Source organism: Stenotrophomonas sp. PS02301 (genome assembly GCF_029959485.1).
GTDB lineage: Bacteria > Pseudomonadota > Gammaproteobacteria > Xanthomonadales > Xanthomonadaceae > Stenotrophomonas > Stenotrophomonas maltophilia_Z.
In genome coordinates, this window is the sequence record NZ_JASCOO010000045.1 from 1 (window position 1) to 18,287 (window position 18,287).

Below are 18,287 nucleotides of genomic sequence, written 5' to 3' on the forward strand. Positions count from 1 at the left end.
CCTGGGCCAAGACGCGCCGTAAACCCATCCCTGGGGGCTCGTGGGCGCCATCCATGGCGCCCTGACGGTCTTGGCCCAGGCTACCCACCGGCCTCTCGACAGATCTCGATGTGGCGGATGGGAGAGCTCAACGCTCCTGACATCTACTGGACGGCACTGACATTTTTTGGTCGCGGGCGCCCGCCCAACAAAAAACGCCCGGCGGGAGCCGGGCGTTCTGCTCTGCGCACTGCGGTGTGGGTTACACCACGGTGTTGTTGGCGGCGCGCAGGGCGGCGATGCGCTCGTCCAGCGGGGGGTGGCTCATGAACAGCTTCTTGGCAGCGCCGCCGGCGATGCCGAAGGCGGCGATCTGGGTCGGCAGCGTGCTTTGGCCGTGGTTGACCTTGAGGCGCTCGAGGGCGGCGATCATCTTCTGGCGGCCGGCCAGGTGGGCGCCACCGGCGTCGGCGCGGAATTCGCGGTGACGGGAGAACCACATGGAGATCATGGTGGCGAACAGGCCGAACACCATTTCCAGGACGAACACGATGATGTAGTACGCAAAGCCGCGACCGCCGCCTTCGCGGTTGCCGGACAGGGCGCTGTCGATGAAGCCGCCGACGATGCGGGCCAGGACGATCACGAAGGTGTTGAGCACACCCTGCAGCAGGGCCATGGTAATCATGTCGCCATTGGCGACGTGGGCGATTTCATGGCCGAGCACGGCTTCGGCTTCGTCTTCGCTCATGTTGTGCAGCAGGCCAGTGGAGACGGCGACCAGGGCCTTGTTGCGGTTGGCGCCGGTGGCGAAGGCGTTGATTTCCGGGCCTTCGTACACCGCCACTTCGGGCATGCCGATGCCGGCTTCACGGGCCTGGCGTTCCACGGTGGCCAACAGCCAGCGTTCGGTCGGGTTGCGCGGCTCGGTGATCACGACGGCGCCGGTGGAGCGCTTGGCCATGAACTTGGACAGCAGCAGCGAGATGAACGAGCCGCCGAAACCGAAGATGGCCGCGAAGACCAGCAGGCCGCTCATCTGGTTGGGATTGACGCCCAGTACCGACATCACGATGCCGGCCAGGATCAGCACCGCAAAGTTGGTCAGCAGGAAGAGAGCAATGCGACTGAACATGGGAAAAGGACGCTCATGGGAGGTTGATGAGTGCAAATCTGCGGTGACTTCAGCTTGAATTCAAGTCGCAAACTGACCGACGATTCATAGTCCATGTCTGATTCCTCCTATTGCGGGCGCTTTGCGCCCTCGCCTACCGGCCCCCTGCACCCCGGCTCGCTGCTGGCGGCGCTCGGCAGCTGGCTGCTCGCCCGCCATGCCGGCGGCCAGTGGCTGGTGCGGGTGGAGGACGTCGATCCTCCTCGAACGGTGCCTGGCGCGGTGAGCGGCCAACTGGCCGCACTGGCCGCCTTCGGGCTGTGCAGTGACGGGCCGATCGTCCATCAGAGCCAGCGCAATGCGCTGTACCAGGGCGCGCTGGACCGGCTGCTGCGCGAGGGCAAGGCGTTTGCCTGCCACTGCAGCCGCAGCGAGCTGGCCGCGCAGGGCGGCATCCATCACCACTGCGTGGCCCGCGCCGCGCGTGCGCAACCGGCGGTGCGGCTGCGGGTGCCACCGGACAGCGTGGTGGGGTTCGACGACGGCTTGCAGGGCCGCATCGTGCAGGACGTGCACGCAAATGTCGGCGATTTCGTGCTGCGCCGGGCCGATGGCTTCTGGGCCTATCAGCTGGCAGTGGTGGTCGACGATGGCGCGCAGCGCGTGACCGACGTGGTGCGCGGGGCCGATCTGCTCGAATCCACGCCGCGCCAGATCCTGCTGCAGCAGGCCCTGGGTCTGCCGACACCGCGCTACCTGCATCTGCCGCTGCTGCTCGGCCCGGAGGGACGCAAGCTCTCCAAGTCCGAGGCGGCGCTGCCGGTGGACCCCGCCCAGCCGCTGCCAGCGCTGCGCCGGGCATGGGCGCAGCTGGGCCAGGATCCGGCGATCGGTGCAGGGGCCGATGAGGTGGGCGGGTGGCTTCGGCAGGCGGCCGATGGCTTTGATCCGGCGCGATTGCCACCGGGCGACATTCCGCTGCCGCACGCCGCTGGCGAGGCCGCCCCTTTTGCCCGCTGATGTTGCAGAATCCTGTTCCCCCTTGTTCGCCCTGCCTTTCGGAGTAGCTGCTCATGACATCTCGCGTCGCACTGGTCACCGGTGGTACCGGCGGTATCGGTACTGCCATCTGCCAACGCCTGGCCGACCAGGGCCATCGGGTCGCCACCAACTACCGCGACGAAGCCAAAGCCAAGGCCTGGCGCGAGAAGATGTTGGCGCGCGGCTGCGATGTGGCGATCTTCCCGGGCGATGTGTCCGACCCGGGCACCGCCGAAAGCATGGTGCAGGCCGTTGAAGCGGCGCTGGGCCCGGTCGAGATCCTGATCAACAACGCCGGCATCACCCGAGACACCACCTTCCACCGCATGCGTGCGGACCAGTGGCACGACGTCATCAACACCAACCTCAACTCGGTGTTCAACGTCACCCGACCGGTCATCGAGGGCATGCGCCGCCGCGGCTGGGGCCGGGTCATCCAGATCAGCTCGATCAACGGCCTGAAGGGCCAGTACGGCCAGGCCAACTACGCCGCCGCCAAGGCCGGCATGCACGGCTTCACCATTTCGCTGGCGCGCGAGAATGCGGGCTTCGGCATCACCGTGAATACGATTTCGCCGGGCTACGTGGCCACCGACATGGTGATGGCCGTGCCGGACGAAGTGCGCGCCAAGATCATCGCCGACATCCCCACCGGCCGCCTCGGCAAGCCGGAGGAGATCGCCTACGCGGTGGCCTTCCTGGTCAACGAGGAAGCCTCCTGGATCACCGGCTCCAACCTGGACATCAACGGCGGCCACCATATGGGGTGGTAACGGCCGAAATTGCTGCACTCCATGTTGCGCAACATAAATGCGGCCCCTTGCTACCTATGGCGGTTGCATAGGCTGCTGCACTGCGCCATGCTGCGCGCCTACTGTGATGAGTGACTGCTTCATGGCTGCGACCCGCATTATCAAGAAGTACCCAAACCGCCGGCTCTACGACACGGAAATCTCCAGCTACATCACCATAGAGGATGTGCGCCAGCTGATCCTGGACGGTGAGGACTTCGAGGTGCGTGATGCCAAGAGCGGCGATGACCTGACCCGCTCGGTGCTGCTGCAGATCATCGCCGACCAGGAGCAGGACGGCGAACCGATGCTGTCCACCCAGCTGCTCAGCCAGCTGATCCGCTTCTATGGGGACTCGCTGCAGGGCTTCATGGGCAATTACCTGGAGCGCAGCATGCAGGTCTTCCTGGACCAGCAGCAGCAGTTCCGCCAGCAGATGGGCAATCTCCTCGGCCAGACTCCCTGGGCGATGATGAACCAGCTGACCGAGCGCAACATGGAGATGTGGCAGGACTTCCAGCGCAACATGGGCACCGGCTTCGGCGGCCGCCCGGGTGGCACCGGGACAGGTACCGGCACGGGTACGGGTACGGGTACCGGCAAGAAGCCGGAAACGCCGGCACCGGGTACAGGCAAAACCCGCCGCTGAGCCCCCGGCGTGGCGCAACAAAGAAAAAGGCGCAGCCCTCGGGCCGCGCCTTTTCTCGTTTCGGGGCCGGGCGACGTCACCGTCGCCGGCCGTCCAGCCCTATCGCCGTCCGGCCGCGCGCATCAGCGCTTGGGCTTGGCACAGCCGGTGCAGACCCGCTCGACCTTGTAGCCCTTGGCGCGCAGCTTCTCGACCACGCCGTCGTTGCCGAGCAGATGCAGCGTGCCGACCACCACCATCGTGCCGCCCTGCCCGGCCTGCAGATGCTGCTGCAGCTTGGGTACCCAGGCATCGTTGCGGTCGGTGTTGATGCGCTTGTACAGCTGCGGGTACTGGCCGCGCATCTCGGTGGCCATCGAGGTCCACAACAACTTGTCGTCGCCACGGCGCCAGGCATCGTGCAGCTTGCGCCCCATCTCGTCGCCCTTGCCGGCCTGTTCCAGCGCTTCGGCCACCATCTGCTGCTGTTCCTTGGCCGTCATCCCCGACAGCACCGCGATCTGGGTATCGATGTCTTCCAGCCCGGCGGTCGCCTTGCCGGCACTCGCGGCGCGGGTCATGAAATGGCGATCCAGGCCGAGCGCGGGGTCCAGTCCCATCTTGGTGAACTGGCTCAGGGTGATGGTCAGGCCGACGAACCACGGCTTCATGCCCTGCAGTTGGGCCAGCGGCAGCTTGTTCTCCTGCGCATAGGCCTGCAGCCTGGTCCAGGTCGCGGCGTCCAGGTCGCGTTTGAGCTCCGAACCATCGGTGCGCATCGCGGCCTGCACCATTTTCTGCGCCAGCTGCGGCGATTCCATGTCCTGCGGCGACAGCTCGAACACCACCCGCTGCGAGGCCGTGAACGCCTGGTCGACATCGGCAGCGAGCGGGTAATCGCTCGGCTGCAGCAGATGGAACGAACCCAGCAGATACAGGCGGCTGTCGCCCGGGCCGGTCACCTTCCACAGCAGCGGGACTGGCGGGGTGGCTTTCGCCGCTGTCGGCACGCTCGGCGCCACCGGGCGTGCGTCGGCGCTGCCCGTACCGAACAACAGGCTCGCAGCGATCAGCAACGGGGACACGACACGCGACAACATCGAGATCATCAAGCCTCTCCTTCAGGGGCGTGGTACGCCTGCTCCCCTGCGTCCACACGCAGGTCCAGGCGGTTTTCAGGGGGTGTCAGCGGACAGGTCGCGAACGGCGTGAACGCACACGGTGGGTTGTAGGCGTGATTGAAATCGATCACCACCCGGCCCTGGTCATCGGGGGCGGGCAGATCCAGATAGCGGCCGGCCGGATAGCTGCCGTGGCCGCTGGTGCGATCGCCGAAAATCACGAACAGCTCGCGACCAGGCTCGCCGATCGCCTCCAGCCGCCAGGTGCGGCCGTCGCGCTCGAATTCCAGCGTGCCGGCATTGGGCATGTTCGTGGTCAGCCCGGTGATGTCCACGATCGGCAGCGTCTTGCCGGCCGGATGTGGCACGAAGCGCGCGGTGATGCGCCAGGAGGGACCACCCGGCCAGTAGGTCAGGCCCGTGAAGTTCGTCCGCGAGGGGGCATCGGCGTGCTTGACCCGCAGCGCCAAACGCTCACCGCGATGGATCAGGCTGAGCCGGCCCTTGTCGTCATCGAAGGCGATCACTGTCGGGGTTGGATCGCGATCGCTGAAGAAGCGGATGCGGCCGGTGACCGGCTTGCCCTCCACGCGCACCGGCACGCCACGCTCCGGCGTGAACCAGACGGAGCTGCCCTCGCGGGCGACCATGCCGAGCTTGTCCGGGCCAACCGCCAAACGGATGCCGCTGCCCGGCCCACGCCCGATGTAGTGCGCCTTGTATTCCAGCCAGTGCAGGCCAACCAGACTGGTCCAGCCATCGGCGGCGTGCAGTTCCTCGTAGCGCTGTTGGCGCCACTGCTGTTGTTCGGCGGCGAAGGCCGGATCGATCGCCACCTTCGCCGGTGCCGCCTCGTTCTTTTCGCCGCATCCTGACACGCTGACTGCCAGCAGCAACGCGGCGGTCCACACTCCCCAGTGCTTCATGACCTTCCTCTCAACGTCCGCGCAGGAACCAGCGGTCGATTTCCGCCAGCGAAAAACGGGCCCAGGTCGGTCGGCCGTGATTGCACTGACCCGAGCGTTCGGTGATTTCCATGTCGCGCAGCAGGCCGTTCATTTCCGGCACGGTCAGGCGCCGGTTGGCGCGCACGGCACCATGGCAGGCCATGGTGGACAGCAGTTCGTCGCGGGCACTGGCGATGCGTCGGCTCTGGCCATGCTCACGCAGGTCGGTCAGCACGTCGCGCAGCAGCGCTTCGGGTTCGGCATTGGCCAGCAATGCCGGAATGCTGCGCACATGCAGTGAGCCCGGCCCAGCGCGGGTGATTTCAAAGCCCAGCGAGGTCAAGGTCTCGGCCTCGCGCTCGGCGGTGTCGGCATCGCGTTCGCCCACCGCCAGGGTGATCGGCACCAGCAGCGGCTGCGCATGCAGGCCCATGCCATCGTGCGCGGTTTTCAGGCGCTCGTAACCGATGCGCTCGTGCGCGGCGTGCATGTCCACCACGATCAGGCCTTCGGCGTTCTCGGCGAGGATGTAGATGCCATGCAGCTGTGCGATCGCATAGCCCAGCGGCGGTACGCCACTGTCGGCTGCGGTCACCGGCAGGCCGTTTTCGCTCGGCATCGGCGGCAGGCTGCTGGTCGCTGCGGTACCGCCCGGCGCGCCATACAGCGCTGCATAGGCGGACGGCGCATCGGCCACACGCAACCCCAACGGTGATTGCTGCGGGCGCCAGTCGCCGCCCATGCCACCGCCAGCGCCGTTGCCGGCGAGTGCATAGCCGGTACTGCCCGACGACGGCAGCCCGTAAGCGGGGGCCGCCGTGGCGGCACTCTCGGTGGCATGCACCTGGGGGCCGGCCGCGGTCATGCCGGCACGGGTTTCGGCCAGCGCTTCCTTGAGCGTGCGGTAGACGAAATCGTGGATCAGGCGCGAGTCGCGGAAGCGCACTTCATGCTTGGCCGGATGCACGTTGACATCGACGCGGGTCGGGTCGAGTTCCAGGAACAGCACGTACGCGGGCTGACGACCGTGGAACAGCACATCGCCGTAGGCCATCTTCACCGCATGGGCAACGCTGCGGTCGCGCACCGAGCGGCCGTTGACGTACAGGTACTGCTGATCGGTGCTGGCCCGCGAATAATGCGGCTGCGCGATCCAGCCGTGCAGGCGCAGGCCGGCCCCGCTGTGGTCCACCCGCAACGCCTGGTTGGCGAAGTCTTCGCCCAGTGTTTCGCCCAGGCGCGCATCCGAGTACAGATCGCCGGGCTTGTAGCGGCGCGAGGGTTTGCCGTTGTGCGACACGCGCAGCTCCACATCCGGACGCGCCAGCGCGAGCGAGCGCAACCACTCTTCGATATGGCCCAGCTCGGTGCGCTCGGCGCGCAGGAACTTGCGGCGCGCCGGCACGTTGTAGAAGAGCTCGCGCACTTCTACCGTGGTGCCGGGCGCCTGCGCGCGCGGGGTGACTTCGCCCAGCCGGCCGCCCTCGATCTGCAGGGCCGAACCATGCTCGTCGATGGCGCGGCGCGAGCTCAGGGTGAAGCGGCTGACCGAGGCGATCGACGGCAGCGCTTCGCCGCGGAAGCCGAGCGTCGCCACCGATTCCAGATCATCCAGGCTGGCGATCTTGCTGGTTGCATGCCGCGACACGGCCAACGGCAGCTCTTCCGGAGCGATGCCACCGCCGTCGTCGCGGATGCGGATCAGCCGCACACCGCCCTCTTCCAGGTCGATATCCACGCGGGTCGCACCGGCATCCAACGCGTTTTCGACCAGTTCCTTGACCACGGACGCAGGGCGTTCGACCACTTCGCCGGCGGCGATCTGGTTGATCAGGATCTCAGGGAGTTGGCGGATGCTCATGCGCACCTCCAGGCAGTGGAGGTGGCAGGCATGGCAGCGGTGGGAATTCGGGAAACGGACGTCATCCCGTGATGATAGCGTGCGCCGGGCGGTGCAGCCCGGCGGGGTTACTTGCTGCCGCCCGCCACGGTGCCGGCGGCATCGATGTCAGCCTGCGCGCGCGCGGCGTACAGGGTGCCCGGCGGCGGCTGGCGGCTGAAGAAGGTGTGCACACCATCCAGCACCGCACCGGCGATCTGGCGCTGGTAGGCCGGATCGATCAGGCGGCGCTCTTCATCCGGGTTGGAGATGAAGGCGGTTTCGACCAGCATCGCCGGCATGTCCGAGGTGCGCAGCACCGCGAAGTTCGCACGTTCAATGTTGGGCTTGTGATTCTTGCCGATCCGCTTCAGGCCGCCCAGCACATGCCCGGCCGCGTCTTCGGAGGCCTTCATGTAACCGCTCTGGGCCAGATCCAGCAGCACGTTGGCCAGGGTGCCTTCGGTCTGCTGCAGGCGCACGCCACCCACCAGATCGGCGGCGTTTTCCTTGTCGGCCAGCCAGCGCGCACGCTGCGAGGAGGCGCCCTTGGTGGAGAGCACGTACACCGACGAGCCGGTCGCGGCCCGGTTCTCGGCGGCATCGGCGTGGATCGAGATGAACATGTCGGCCTTGGCCGCACGCGCTTTCTGCGCGCGCATCGGCAGCGGAATGAACACGTCGCTGTCGCGGGTCAGGTAGGCCTTCAGCCCGGGCGTCGCGTTGACCTGGCGGGCCAGTTCACGTGCCACCGCCAGGGTGATGTCTTTTTCGCGCTTGCCGGTCGGGCCGACGGCGCCGGGATCCTGGCCGCCATGGCCGGGATCGATCGCGATCACCAGTGGACGCATGCCGGCGCGCATCTTCACGCGCGAAGCGTCGCTGGGCATGGCCGGACGCGGGTTGTCCTGCAGCGCCGGGGTCGGCGCGGGCGCCGGAACCGGCGCACTGGCCACGACCGCCGGGGTCGACTGGCCGGCCAGGATCGCGGCCGGCGACGCACTGTTGCTGGCCGCGTTGGCGGTCCCTGCGGCAGCGACGTTGACCGTGGTGGCCGTCGCGGCAGCCGGGCCCGGCGCCGAGGTGGCGACCGTGGCGCTGGCCTGCTGGCGTACCGACGCGGTCAGCAACGCGGTGGCGCGCGCGGCATCGCTGCGTGCCTGTGCCGTCTGGGCGGCGGTCGGTGCAGGGGTCGGTGCAGGGGTCGGTGCCGGCGCGGTGGCCGGCGTCGAAGCCGCTGGCGTGGGCGAAGGTGCTGCGGCCGGGGTGGGCGCGGGCGCACTGGCAACGGTGGCCGCGGCCGGCGCATCGCCCGGCCACTCGATCACCAAACGCGACTCATTGCCCTGCTTGATCATCTGCGGGCGGAACGGCGCGACCGATTCGGCCAGATCGAACACCACGCGGAACGTGCCTGGCACCGGCTGCCCGGTGCGGACAGCGGTGACCACGCCCTTGGGCGCAGGCAGTGTGAGGTTGCGGATCGCGCTGGAATCCGGGAAATCCACCACCAGCCGGTTCGGACCGGCCAGGGACAGGGTCTTGTAGCCCCCGCTGCCGGCCAGCGAAATCTCCGCACGGGTACCGGTCGCACCGGTCTCCACGGCCACCTGGCGGACTTCGCCCGCCCACGACAGCGCGCTCGCCAGACAGAGTCCGACGGCAGTGCAGAGGGCGGCGAGTGATTTCCCCATTGGCATGGGTCTGGATTCAATCACCGCGCTGAATGAAATGCAACTCCTTTTCCCTTAATAATCCGTAACCTGCCGGTGTTTCCTAGTGTCAGCCGACAGAAAGGGCCTGCAAGTCACCCCCTTGGGGCAGCCGTGCGAGCCATTCACGACCGGCCGGACTGGTGGCGGTGAGCCGGGCGCGACGCCCCTGGCCCTGGATATCCAGGGCCACTTCGAGGTCCGTCGGCGGCAATGCACCGGCACCGCGCTCGGGCCATTCGACCAGCCACAGCGAGGCGCTGCCTTCGTCCAGCCCGAGGAAATCCAGCTCCTGCGCGTTGCCGATCCGGTACAGATCCAGGTGCCAGGCCTCGTGGCCGTCGGCCAGCGGGTAGCGCTCCACCAGGGTGTAGGTCGGGCTGCGGATCGCCCCCTGCACGCCCAGCGCGCGCAGCAGTGCGCGGGCCAGGGTGGATTTACCGGCCCCCAGGTCGCCCTGCAGCTGCATCACCGCCTGCGGCGGCCGGGTCGCGGCCAGCCGTTGCCCGAGCAGGTCGGTGTCTTCGGTCTGCGCGAGGAAAAACTCGATCATGTTCAAACGTCCGGATTGACCAACCGGCGCAGCGGCGCCAGCAGATCGGTGGGAAGCAGGCCCCGCTGGCCGTCACTGGCGGCGGCATCGCCGGCCAGGCTGTGCAGCAATGCGCCGGTGCTGGCGGCATCGAAGGCGCCCAGCCCCTGCGCACGCAGGGCGGCAATGATGCCGGTGAGCAGGTCGCCCATGCCACCTACGGCCATGCCGGGATTGCCGGCGGCCATCACCCGCGGCAGCGCATCGGGCGCGGCGACCACGGTGCCGGCGCCCTTGAGCACCACCACCGCGTGGAAACGCTCGGCAAGCGCTTTGGCAGCCGTGAAGCGGTCGGCCTGCACCTGCGCGGTGCTCAGCCCCAGCAGGCGCGCGGCCTCCCCCGGGTGCGGGGTCAGGATCGCGTCATGGAGTGGCTGCGGCGCCTTGGCCAGGAGGTTCAGGGCGTCGGCATCGATCACCAGCGGCTTGCCGCTGGCCAGCACCTGGCGCCAGAGTTCGTGCGCCCAGTCGTCCTGGCCCAGGCCAGGCCCGATCGCAATCACACCCGCGCGGGGCAGCAGGGCCTGCAGCTCCTGCGCGTCCTGCACGGCATGCACCATCGCTTCGGGCAGGCGCGCCAGCAGCGGTGCGACATGCGGTGCCTGGGTCGCCACACTGACCAGCCCTGCGCCGGCGCGCAACGCCGATTCACTGGCCAGCATCACCGCGCCGCCGCTGCCGAGGTTGCCGCCCACGCACAGCACGTGGCCGGATTCGCCCTTGTGGGTGTTGGCGCGCCGCGCCGGCAGCTGCGCGCGCAGGCGCGGTTGCTGCCAGCACTCGGCGCTGTGCTGCACGCCTTGCCCAGCGTCTGCAGGCAGCGCCAGCGCGGCCAGGCGGCGACCGCCGACATGCTCCAGCGCTGCGCCGGTATACAGCCCCTGGTGGCGCACGATGAACTGCAGGGTGACCGTGGCACGGATGGCAACGCCCGGCACGTGACCGGTGCGCGCATCCACCCCGCTGGGCACGTCCAGCGACAGCACCGGCACGCCAGCGCCGTTGATGGCCGTGATCAGATCCACCGCGGCACCGGCCGGCGCGCGGTTCAGGCCGATGCCGAACAGCGCGTCCACCAGCAGGTCCATCGGCGGGAGGACGCCCTCGAAGCGCGCCACCGCACCGCCGGTGGCGATGAACGCCTGCTCGGCCCGCTGCGACAACGGTGTAGCCGACGCATCGGTGTCCAGCCGCAGCACCGTCACCGGGCGGCCGGCTTCACGGGCCAGGCGGGCCAGCACGTAGCCATCGCCGCCGTTGTTGCCGGTCCCCACCACCACACCGATGCGCTGCGCCTGCGGCCAGCGCTCCAGCAGGCAGTGCCAAGCGGCCTGGCCGGCCTGTTCCATCAGCGAGGCACCGCCATCGCCCAGCAAGGCACTGGCCTGCGCATCCAGGCGGCGCGCAGCGGCGATATCGAACAGTTCAGCAAGCTGGGGCATGCCGGGATTCTATACTTGTCGCCCCAGGCGCAGCCTTGCCGCGCCCTCCCCAGGCTACGTTTCCGCCCAGGCCATGTCCGCCGTTCCCCTGCCCGCCCCCGTCCATCTGGCCCGTGCCGCCGAACGCATCCGTGCGATCGCGGGCGTGCACGGCTTCCAGCGCTGTGGCGTGTCCGGCATCGATCTGCGCGAAGACGAGGCGCACCTGGCCGATTGGCTGGGCAAGGGCCTGTACGGCACGATGGAGTGGATGGCGCGCCACGGCACGCTGCGTGCGCGGCCGGATGAACTGCTGCCGGGCACGGTGCGGGTGATCTCGGTCGGCATGGATTACGGCCACAAGGACGACGCCGAAGCCTGGGCCACCCTGCACGATGGCGACCGCGCCTACGTGGCGCGCTATGCGCTGGGCCGCGATTACCACAAGCTGATGCGCAACCGGTTGCAGAAGTTCGCCGACAGCATCGCCGCGGAGATCGGGCCGTTCGGCTATCGCGTGTTCGTCGATTCGGCCCCGGTGCTGGAGCGTGCGCTCGCCCGCAATGCCGGGCTGGGCTGGATCGGCAAGCACACCTGCCTGATCGACAAACAGGGCGGCTCGTGGTTCTTCATCGGCGAAATCTACGTCGACCTGCCGCTGCCGGTGGATACACCGGCCAGCGCACACTGCGGCACCTGCACGCGCTGCATCGATGTCTGCCCGACCCAGGCGATCATCGCCCCGCACCGCCTGGATGCACGCCGCTGCATCTCCTACCTCACCATCGAACACGACGGTGCGATTCCCGAGGACATGCGCACGGCGATGGGCAACCGCATCTACGGCTGCGACGATTGCCAGCTGGTCTGCCCCTGGAACAAGTTCGCCAAGCGCACCGACGAGCCGGATTTCCGCGCGCGCAACGATCTGGACACCGCCTCGCTCGCCCAGCTGTTCGCTTGGGAAGAAGACGAGTTCCTGCGCCGCACCGAGGGCAGCCCGATCCGCCGCAGCGGACATGAACGCTGGCTGCGCAACATTGCCGTGGCGCTGGGCAATGCCCCCACCCACGCCGAAACACTGGCCGCGCTGCAGGCACGACGCGAGCATCCTTCGGCGATCGTGCGCGAACATGTGGCCTGGGCCCTGCAGCAGCACGCCGACCGCGCTGCCGCGGGATGAAGCATCGCCGCCGACGTGCGACCATGGCCCCCCGTTCGTACCGTTTGGCCTGATTCCTCCATGGACCGCAGCGCGCAGATTCTCACGCCCAGCCAGCTCAACATCCTGGCCCGCGACCTGCTGGAAGGCGCGTTTCCCCTGATCTGGGTGGAGGCCGAACTGGGCAGCGTGACGCGCCCTGCCTCGGGCCATCTATATTTCACGCTGAAGGATGCGCGCTCGCAAGTCCGCGCGGCGTTGTTCAAGCCCAAGAGCCAGTGGCTGAAGTTCGTGCCGCGCGAAGGCATGCGCGTGCTCGCGCGTGGCCGGCTGACCCTGTACGAAGCCCGCGGCGAGTACCAGATGGTGCTCGACCACATGGAGGAAGCCGGCGAAGGGGCCCTGCGCCGCGCCTTCGAGCAGCTCAAGGCACGCCTGGAGGCCGAGGGCCTGTTCGCGCCGGAGCGTAAACGCCCGCTGCCGGCGCATGTGCGTCGCCTGGCGGTGATCACCTCGCCGACCGGCGCGGCGGTGCGCGACGTGCTGAGCGTCCTTGAACGGCGTTTCCCGATGCTCGAGGTCGATCTGCTGCCCAGCTTGGTGCAGGGCGACAGCGCAGCCGCGCAGATCACTTCGCTGCTGCGTGGCGCCGATGCCAGCGGCCGCTATGACGTGATCCTGCTGACCCGCGGTGGCGGCTCGATGGAAGATCTCTGGGCCTTCAACGACGAGCAGCTGACCCGCGCGATCGCGGCCAGCCAGACCCCGGTGGTGTCTGCCGTGGGCCACGAAACCGACTTCAGCCTGGCCGACTTCGCCGCCGACCTGCGCGCGCCGACGCCATCGGTCGCGGCCGAACTGCTGGTGCCTGATCAGCGTGACCTGCTGCTGCGTGTGCGTCGCCTCGATGCACGTCTGGCGCAGCTGCAACGGCACAGCCTGGGGCAGGCGATGCAGCGCGCGGACCGTGCCCTGCTCCGCCTCAACGCACAGAGCCCGCAATCACGCCTGCAGCTGTTGCAGCGCCGTCAGCAGGACGTCGCGCGCCGTCTGCACGCAGCGTGGTCCACGCAGCATCAAGGCCGTCTGGCCCAGCTGCGCCACGCAGCGGCCGTGCTGCGCAGCGGTCATCCGCAGCGCCGGCTGGATGCCCTGCGTGAGCGCCTGCAACGCCTGCAGCCGCGTGCGGACAGTGCGATCGGTCGCCAGCTGCAGCGCGACACCCTGCGCCTGCGTGCGCTCGCCCGTTCGATGGAGGCAGTCAGCCCGCTGGCCACCGTCGCGCGTGGCTACGCGATCCTGACCCGCGAGGACGATGGCAGTCTAGTGCGTTCGCCGTTGCAGGTGCGCCCGGGCGACACGCTCAAGGCGCGCGTGCAGGACGGCGTGATCGACGTAACGGTCAACGAACCGGCGCGCTGATCCGGCGCGCCCACGTCGCTGCGCGGTTCGCCTTCAACGTCCCGCGCTTTCGCAGAATTTCTGCCGGTATTCCATCGCCTTGGGCATCAACGCCTGCAGGTTCTGGATGCGCGTGCCCGGGTTGGGATGCGTGGACGCGAATTCCGACGTCGACTGCCCACCACTGGCCTGTCCCATCCGCTCCCACAGCGGAATCGCTTCCTGCGGATCGAAACACGCTGCCGCGGCCAGCATCAGGCCCACTTCATCGGCCTGGGTTTCATGACTGCGCGCGTACGGCAGCAGGTAGCCGTAGCCCATCGCCGACATCATCATCTGCTGCTGTTGCGGGTCCATGCCGCTGGCGGCACCGGCCATCTGCCCGATCTGGGTCATCTTCTGCTGGGCCATGCGCTGGGCGCCATGGCGCAGCAAGGCATGTGCGATTTCATGCCCCATCACCACCGCCATCGCATCCACCGTACGCGCGACCGGAATCAACCCGGTGTAGACCGCCATCTTGCCGCCCGGCAGGCAGAAGGCGTTGGCCTGATCGGAGGGGATCACGTTGACTTCCCATTCGAAATCCCGCGCGAAATGGGCTGGCTTCAGGCCATGTTCTTCGGCGAGGGCGGTCTCCACCACGTCCACCTTGGCGATCAGGCGCTGGGCGATCGCCTGGATTTCGCGCGACTGCGGTGCACTGGGATCCAGCGGCCGCTCCTGCGCCAGGATCTCCTGGTAGGCCTGCAGGCCCAGCGCCTTTTCCTGGGTCGCATCGAGCGAGCTGTCGATGAGCACGCTCTCGCCGGTGTACGGATCCACCGCACGGTTGGAGAACCAATAGAACGCGGCATAGCCGGCGAAGGCCAGCAGTACCCACCAGCGGATGTTGCCGAACAGGCCCGGCCGCCGGGCGCGGCCCTGCTGCTGACCGCCGAATGGATCGTTGCGCATGCGCGTGGTTCCTGAGATGGCCGCGGCACCCTGCCCGACACTGTGCCAATCCTAGAACGCGCGCCGGGGGGCCGGGTGAAATCCCGTCACCCCACGACGGGGAGATCCCTCAGATGCCTCGGACCAGGCGGAAGCCGATCCGTGCGCTGGTGGTGTCCGAATCCTGCGATTGCCGCCACGCCGCGCGGGTCTGTGCCGGCGCATTGGCCCAGTTGCCACCGCGGATCACGCGCTGCCGGCAGCCCGGGTTGAACCAGGCCACGCCATCGGACGGCGCACGCCGGTAGCTGGCATGCCAGCAGTCGGCCACCCATTCGCTGAGGTTGCCGGCGATGTCGTGCAGGCCCCACGGGTTGGGATCGAAGCTGGCCACCGGCGCCGGCCCCCAATACCCATCGCCGTAGCCGACGAAGGCGTTGTACCAGTGCCGCCCGGAGGGCGAGACATCCTCGGCCCCGGTGAAATTGCCCGCACGCGCGGGCGGCGTGCCTGCATCGCCCCACGGGTACCGGCCGCTGCTGCCGGCGCGCAGGGCGTATTCGAATTCGGCCTCGCTGGGCAGCCGGTAGGAGCGCCCGGTCTGCTCGGACAGCCAGGTCGCGTAATTCTCGGCATCGCGTACGCTGACGTGCATCACCGGCAGGTTGGCGATCGCCTCGGCCCCGTTGTAATCGGACTGCCAGTCCACCCCGCTGCGCCGGACGAAGTTGCCGCTGCGCTCGTCATACACGATCGAATGACCGCGCCGCGTGGCCCGGGGGCGGGCCTTGGTAGCCTGCACATAGCGGCGGAAATCGGCGACCGTCACTTCCGTGATCGACATCGCGAAACCACGCTCGAAGCGCACGTAGTGCGCGGGTTTCTCGGCATCGGTCGCGCCGAGCTCGTTCTCGGCCGCGCCCATCTGGAAGCCGCCGTGCGGCACCACGATCATCTGCGGCCCGCGGCCGCCATCGCGCAGCGCATCGCTGAACACCTGCCGCGGCCGGAAGCTGCCGTAATGGGTGACCAGTTCGATGCGCTCGCGCAGCTGCCCCACGACAGGATCACCGGGCAGCGCGATGCGCAGGGCATCTTCCAGCTTCTGCCGGGCCGGCTTGAGTCCCTGCGGCGTGGCCAGATCGCGCAGGCCCTCGTTACGCAGCCGCGCCAGGGTGTCGGAGCGGATCTTTTCGATACGTTCGAAGGCATCGGCAATGGTGATGGAGGAGTCCCGGACCTTGGCCGCTTCGGCCAGCCAGGTACCGGCCGTCGCGAAGTCGGCCGCCAGCGCCGCCGTCTCGGCACGCCGGATCAGCGCGCTCTCGGCCGCTGCCAGCCCTTGCCGGGCGCGGGGGTTGTCCGCGTCCAGTGCGAGTGCTTCACGAAAATTGGGAATGGCGCCATCGCCGTCTTCGCCGATGCGGTCCGCGCGCAGATCGTCTTCGCCGGCGCGGTTGTAGGCCACCACGCGCTGGGCAATTTCCACCCGCGACTGCAGCTCGCGCACCTTGGGATCGTCCGGCGCCAGGGTCAGCAATACCAGGGCCATCTCGCTGGCCTGGGCCAAGGCCTCGCGCTGCTTGAGCGGCCGCTCCAACAAGGCGGACGCCTCCTGCAGCAGGCGTTGCCGCGCGCGTTTCAGCCCGGCCTCGGCCAGGCGGTCTTTGGGATCGTGCTGCAGCAGTGCAAGCCAGATCGGGATCGCGTCCTCGGCGGTGCGGTACAGCCGGTCTTCCTCGAAGGCGCGTGCGGCATCGCGGCGAGCCTGGACAACGTCGTCGTCAACGAGGGTGACGGCAGGTGGCTGCCAGCGCTCCACCGTCTCGGCAGCGTCCTCGCCTCCGATGGTGACCTGCGCCACCGGCGCGCTCGCTTTGGCCGGTGCGGCAGCCGGCTTGGCGGCCGGCGCTGCCGACGGTGCCGGCGCGGGCGCGGGCGCGGGAGAACATGCGGCCAGCATGCCCAACAGAGCAGTGAACAGCAGCGGCAATGGGCCTGACGGTCGCAAATGGGGGTCCTTGGGGCGTGTCATCGTCTTGCTGGTGCCCACGCCACGTCGCAAGCCGCCGCCCGGGGCGCGATGGCGATCCAGGGGGCATGCCGCAGGCGCAGGCAGGGGATCATCATAATCGCCACCGTCGCGGGGGGCGACCGTCCCCGGCCCGGGCGTTCATCACCGCACGGCGGGATGCCGGCCGTGGCGTGGCGTGGCGTTAGGCTATCCTCCCCGACCTGAGCACCCCTTTGCAGTACATGGAATCCCACGTGGCTTACTGGATCAAAACCCCGGCGGAACTGGACGAGCGCTACCGCCAGCGCCCCACCCGCATCGGCCTGGACACCGAGTTCATCCGCGAACGCACCTACTGGCCGCAGCTGGCGCTGGTGCAGATGGCCGTCGGCGATGAAATCCTGCTGATCGACCCGCTGATCCCCGGCATGAACGAGGCCCTGGCCCCGTGGCTGGCCGACACCTCCATCCTCAAGATCATGCACAGCGCCAGCGAAGACCTGGTTACCTTCAAGGTCGCCTGCGGCGTGCTGCCGCGCCCGCTGTTCGATACCCAGATCGGTGCATCGCTGGCCGGCATCGGCGGCGGCATGGGTTACCAGAAACTGGTCACGGCAGTCACCGGCGTCACCTTGGCCAAGGGCGAAACCCGCTCGGACTGGATGCGCCGCCCACTCTCGGAGGCGCAGCTGGAATACGCCGCCGACGACGTGGAATACCTGTTCCAGATCCACGACACCCTCGACGCGCGCCTGCAGGAACTGGGCCGCCGCCAGTGGCTGCAGGACGATGCCGAGCGCCTGCTCGCCAGTGTCGAACACGATGAAGAGCGTTGGCCGCACGTGGCGATGCGCTCGGCACAGTTCATGGATACCCCCGCGCAACTGCGTCTGCTGCGGTTGCTGCGCTGGCGCGACGTCCAGGCCCGCGCCAGCGACAAGCCGCGCAGCTGGGTGCTCGACAACGAACTGGCTGCGGTGCTCGCACGTACCCCGCCGGCCGATGTGGAGGCGCTGTCCAAGCTGATGGAGGGCTTCCCGAAGGCCCCCCGCAAACTGGCCGCCCAGGTGTGGCAGGCGCTGATCACCCCGCTCGCCGACGAAGCCGAGGCACCGCTGGCGCTGCCGGCCAACGATGCCAACAAACAAGCCCTCAAGCGGCTGCAGGATGCCGTCAGCGCGCGCAGCGCCGAACTCGGTCTGCCCGATGGCGTGCTCGCCTCGCGCAAGCATCTGGAAAGCTACCTGGAAAGCCGCCAGTGGCCGACGGCGTTGGCCGGCTGGCGCCAGGCGCAGCTCGAACCGATCCTCTCGGCGCTGTTGCCGCCGACTGCATGAGCCTCACGCATCGGTGCGGATCTGACCGCACCGATGCGCCGCTCGCATCACCTTGCGAGTGCACTGACGACGGCCCACTGCCGTCGAATCCTGAACGAAGCGCACACCGTCCCTGACATGTCGTCATCGGCATGACCGCAGACACATACGCACGTTCAAACCGCATGCAAGAGTGAATCGCACGCAACGCTCCGCGCCTGCAACAGGCCCGG

The 18,287-nt window shown here is 68.4% G+C and carries 14 protein-coding genes and 1 pseudogene; 6 read left to right on the plus strand and 9 right to left on the minus strand.

What is annotated here, in order from left to right; translation table 11 throughout:
• Positions 1-241: 241 nt before the first annotated feature.
• Entirely contained in the window at positions 242-1,114 is an 873-nt protein-coding gene (htpX, locus tag QMX81_RS12210; RefSeq protein ID WP_121038240.1) for a protease HtpX, read from the minus strand.
• A gap of 93 nt (positions 1,115-1,207) precedes the next feature.
• On the opposite strand from htpX, the pseudogene gluQRS reads away from it, so the two are divergent.
• The 3 genes and pseudogenes from gluQRS to phaR all read left to right on the plus strand — a co-directional run bounded on the left by gluQRS (position 1,208) and on the right by phaR (position 3,574).
• Positions 1,208-2,160, plus strand: a pseudogene (gene gluQRS, locus QMX81_RS12215) (tRNA glutamyl-Q(34) synthetase GluQRS).
• 6 nt (positions 2,161-2,166) lie between these two features.
• Positions 2,167-2,907 carry an acetoacetyl-CoA reductase gene (gene phbB, locus QMX81_RS12220; protein ID WP_121038246.1) on the plus strand — a complete coding sequence of 247 codons (741 nt, stop codon included), beginning with the start codon at positions 2,167-2,169 and terminating at the stop codon, positions 2,905-2,907.
• Between the two features lie 121 nt (positions 2,908-3,028).
• Positions 3,029-3,574, plus strand: coding sequence for a polyhydroxyalkanoate synthesis repressor PhaR (phaR, locus tag QMX81_RS12225; RefSeq protein ID WP_282261849.1), 546 nt, complete (start codon positions 3,029-3,031; stop codon positions 3,572-3,574).
• 122 nt (positions 3,575-3,696) lie between these two features.
• Here the strand turns inward: phaR and QMX81_RS12230 are convergent, their stop codons facing one another.
• From QMX81_RS12230 to QMX81_RS12255, 6 genes are all read right to left on the minus strand, one after another.
• On the minus strand, positions 3,697-4,659 hold the full coding sequence (locus QMX81_RS12230) for a TraB/GumN family protein (protein ID WP_282261880.1): 963 nt from the start codon (positions 4,657-4,659) through the stop codon (positions 3,697-3,699).
• 2 nt (positions 4,660-4,661) lie between these two features.
• Complete coding sequence (locus QMX81_RS12235; RefSeq protein WP_282261851.1) at positions 4,662-5,600, minus strand: DUF1684 domain-containing protein; 939 nt, start codon at positions 5,598-5,600, stop codon at positions 4,662-4,664.
• 10 nt (positions 5,601-5,610) lie between these two features.
• Positions 5,611-7,482: a DNA mismatch repair endonuclease MutL gene (gene mutL / locus QMX81_RS12240; protein WP_282261853.1), complete on the minus strand. Its 1,872-nt coding sequence runs from the start codon at positions 7,480-7,482 to the stop codon at positions 5,611-5,613.
• 107 nt (positions 7,483-7,589) lie between these two features.
• Positions 7,590-9,194 carry an N-acetylmuramoyl-L-alanine amidase gene (locus QMX81_RS12245; RefSeq protein ID WP_282261882.1) on the minus strand — a complete coding sequence of 535 codons (1,605 nt, stop codon included), beginning with the start codon at positions 9,192-9,194 and terminating at the stop codon, positions 7,590-7,592.
• A gap of 88 nt (positions 9,195-9,282) precedes the next feature.
• Complete coding sequence (gene tsaE, locus QMX81_RS12250; RefSeq protein WP_121038264.1) at positions 9,283-9,765, minus strand: tRNA (adenosine(37)-N6)-threonylcarbamoyltransferase complex ATPase subunit type 1 TsaE; 483 nt, start codon at positions 9,763-9,765, stop codon at positions 9,283-9,285.
• 2 nt (positions 9,766-9,767) lie between these two features.
• A complete protein-coding gene (locus QMX81_RS12255; protein WP_282261856.1) occupies positions 9,768-11,246 on the minus strand; it encodes an NAD(P)H-hydrate dehydratase in 1,479 nt (492 codons plus the stop codon).
• 73 nt (positions 11,247-11,319) lie between these two features.
• Here QMX81_RS12255 and queG point away from each other — a divergent pair, with 73 nt between their 5' ends.
• Together queG and xseA are read left to right on the plus strand one after the other, a co-directional pair.
• Entirely contained in the window at positions 11,320-12,408 is a 1,089-nt protein-coding gene (gene queG, locus QMX81_RS12260) for a tRNA epoxyqueuosine(34) reductase QueG (RefSeq protein WP_282261858.1), read from the plus strand.
• Positions 12,409-12,468: 60 nt separating this feature from the next.
• A complete protein-coding gene (xseA, locus tag QMX81_RS12265; protein WP_282261860.1) occupies positions 12,469-13,809 on the plus strand; it encodes an exodeoxyribonuclease VII large subunit in 1,341 nt (446 codons plus the stop codon).
• A gap of 33 nt (positions 13,810-13,842) precedes the next feature.
• Here the strand turns inward: xseA and QMX81_RS12270 are convergent, their stop codons facing one another.
• Together QMX81_RS12270 and QMX81_RS12275 are read right to left on the minus strand one after the other, a co-directional pair.
• Positions 13,843-14,745: a M48 family metallopeptidase gene (locus QMX81_RS12270; RefSeq protein WP_121038276.1), complete on the minus strand. Its 903-nt coding sequence runs from the start codon at positions 14,743-14,745 to the stop codon at positions 13,843-13,845.
• 109 nt (positions 14,746-14,854) lie between these two features.
• Positions 14,855-16,687 (minus strand): formylglycine-generating enzyme family protein, encoded by a 1,833-nt coding sequence (locus QMX81_RS12275; protein ID WP_193222838.1) that lies wholly within the window; start codon positions 16,685-16,687, stop codon positions 14,855-14,857.
• Positions 16,688-16,992: 305 nt separating this feature from the next.
• Between QMX81_RS12275 and rnd the strand changes: the two genes are divergently transcribed.
• Positions 16,993-18,075 carry a ribonuclease D gene (gene rnd, locus QMX81_RS12280; protein ID WP_282261865.1) on the plus strand — a complete coding sequence of 361 codons (1,083 nt, stop codon included), beginning with the start codon at positions 16,993-16,995 and terminating at the stop codon, positions 18,073-18,075.
• Positions 18,076-18,287 lie beyond the last annotated feature (212 nt).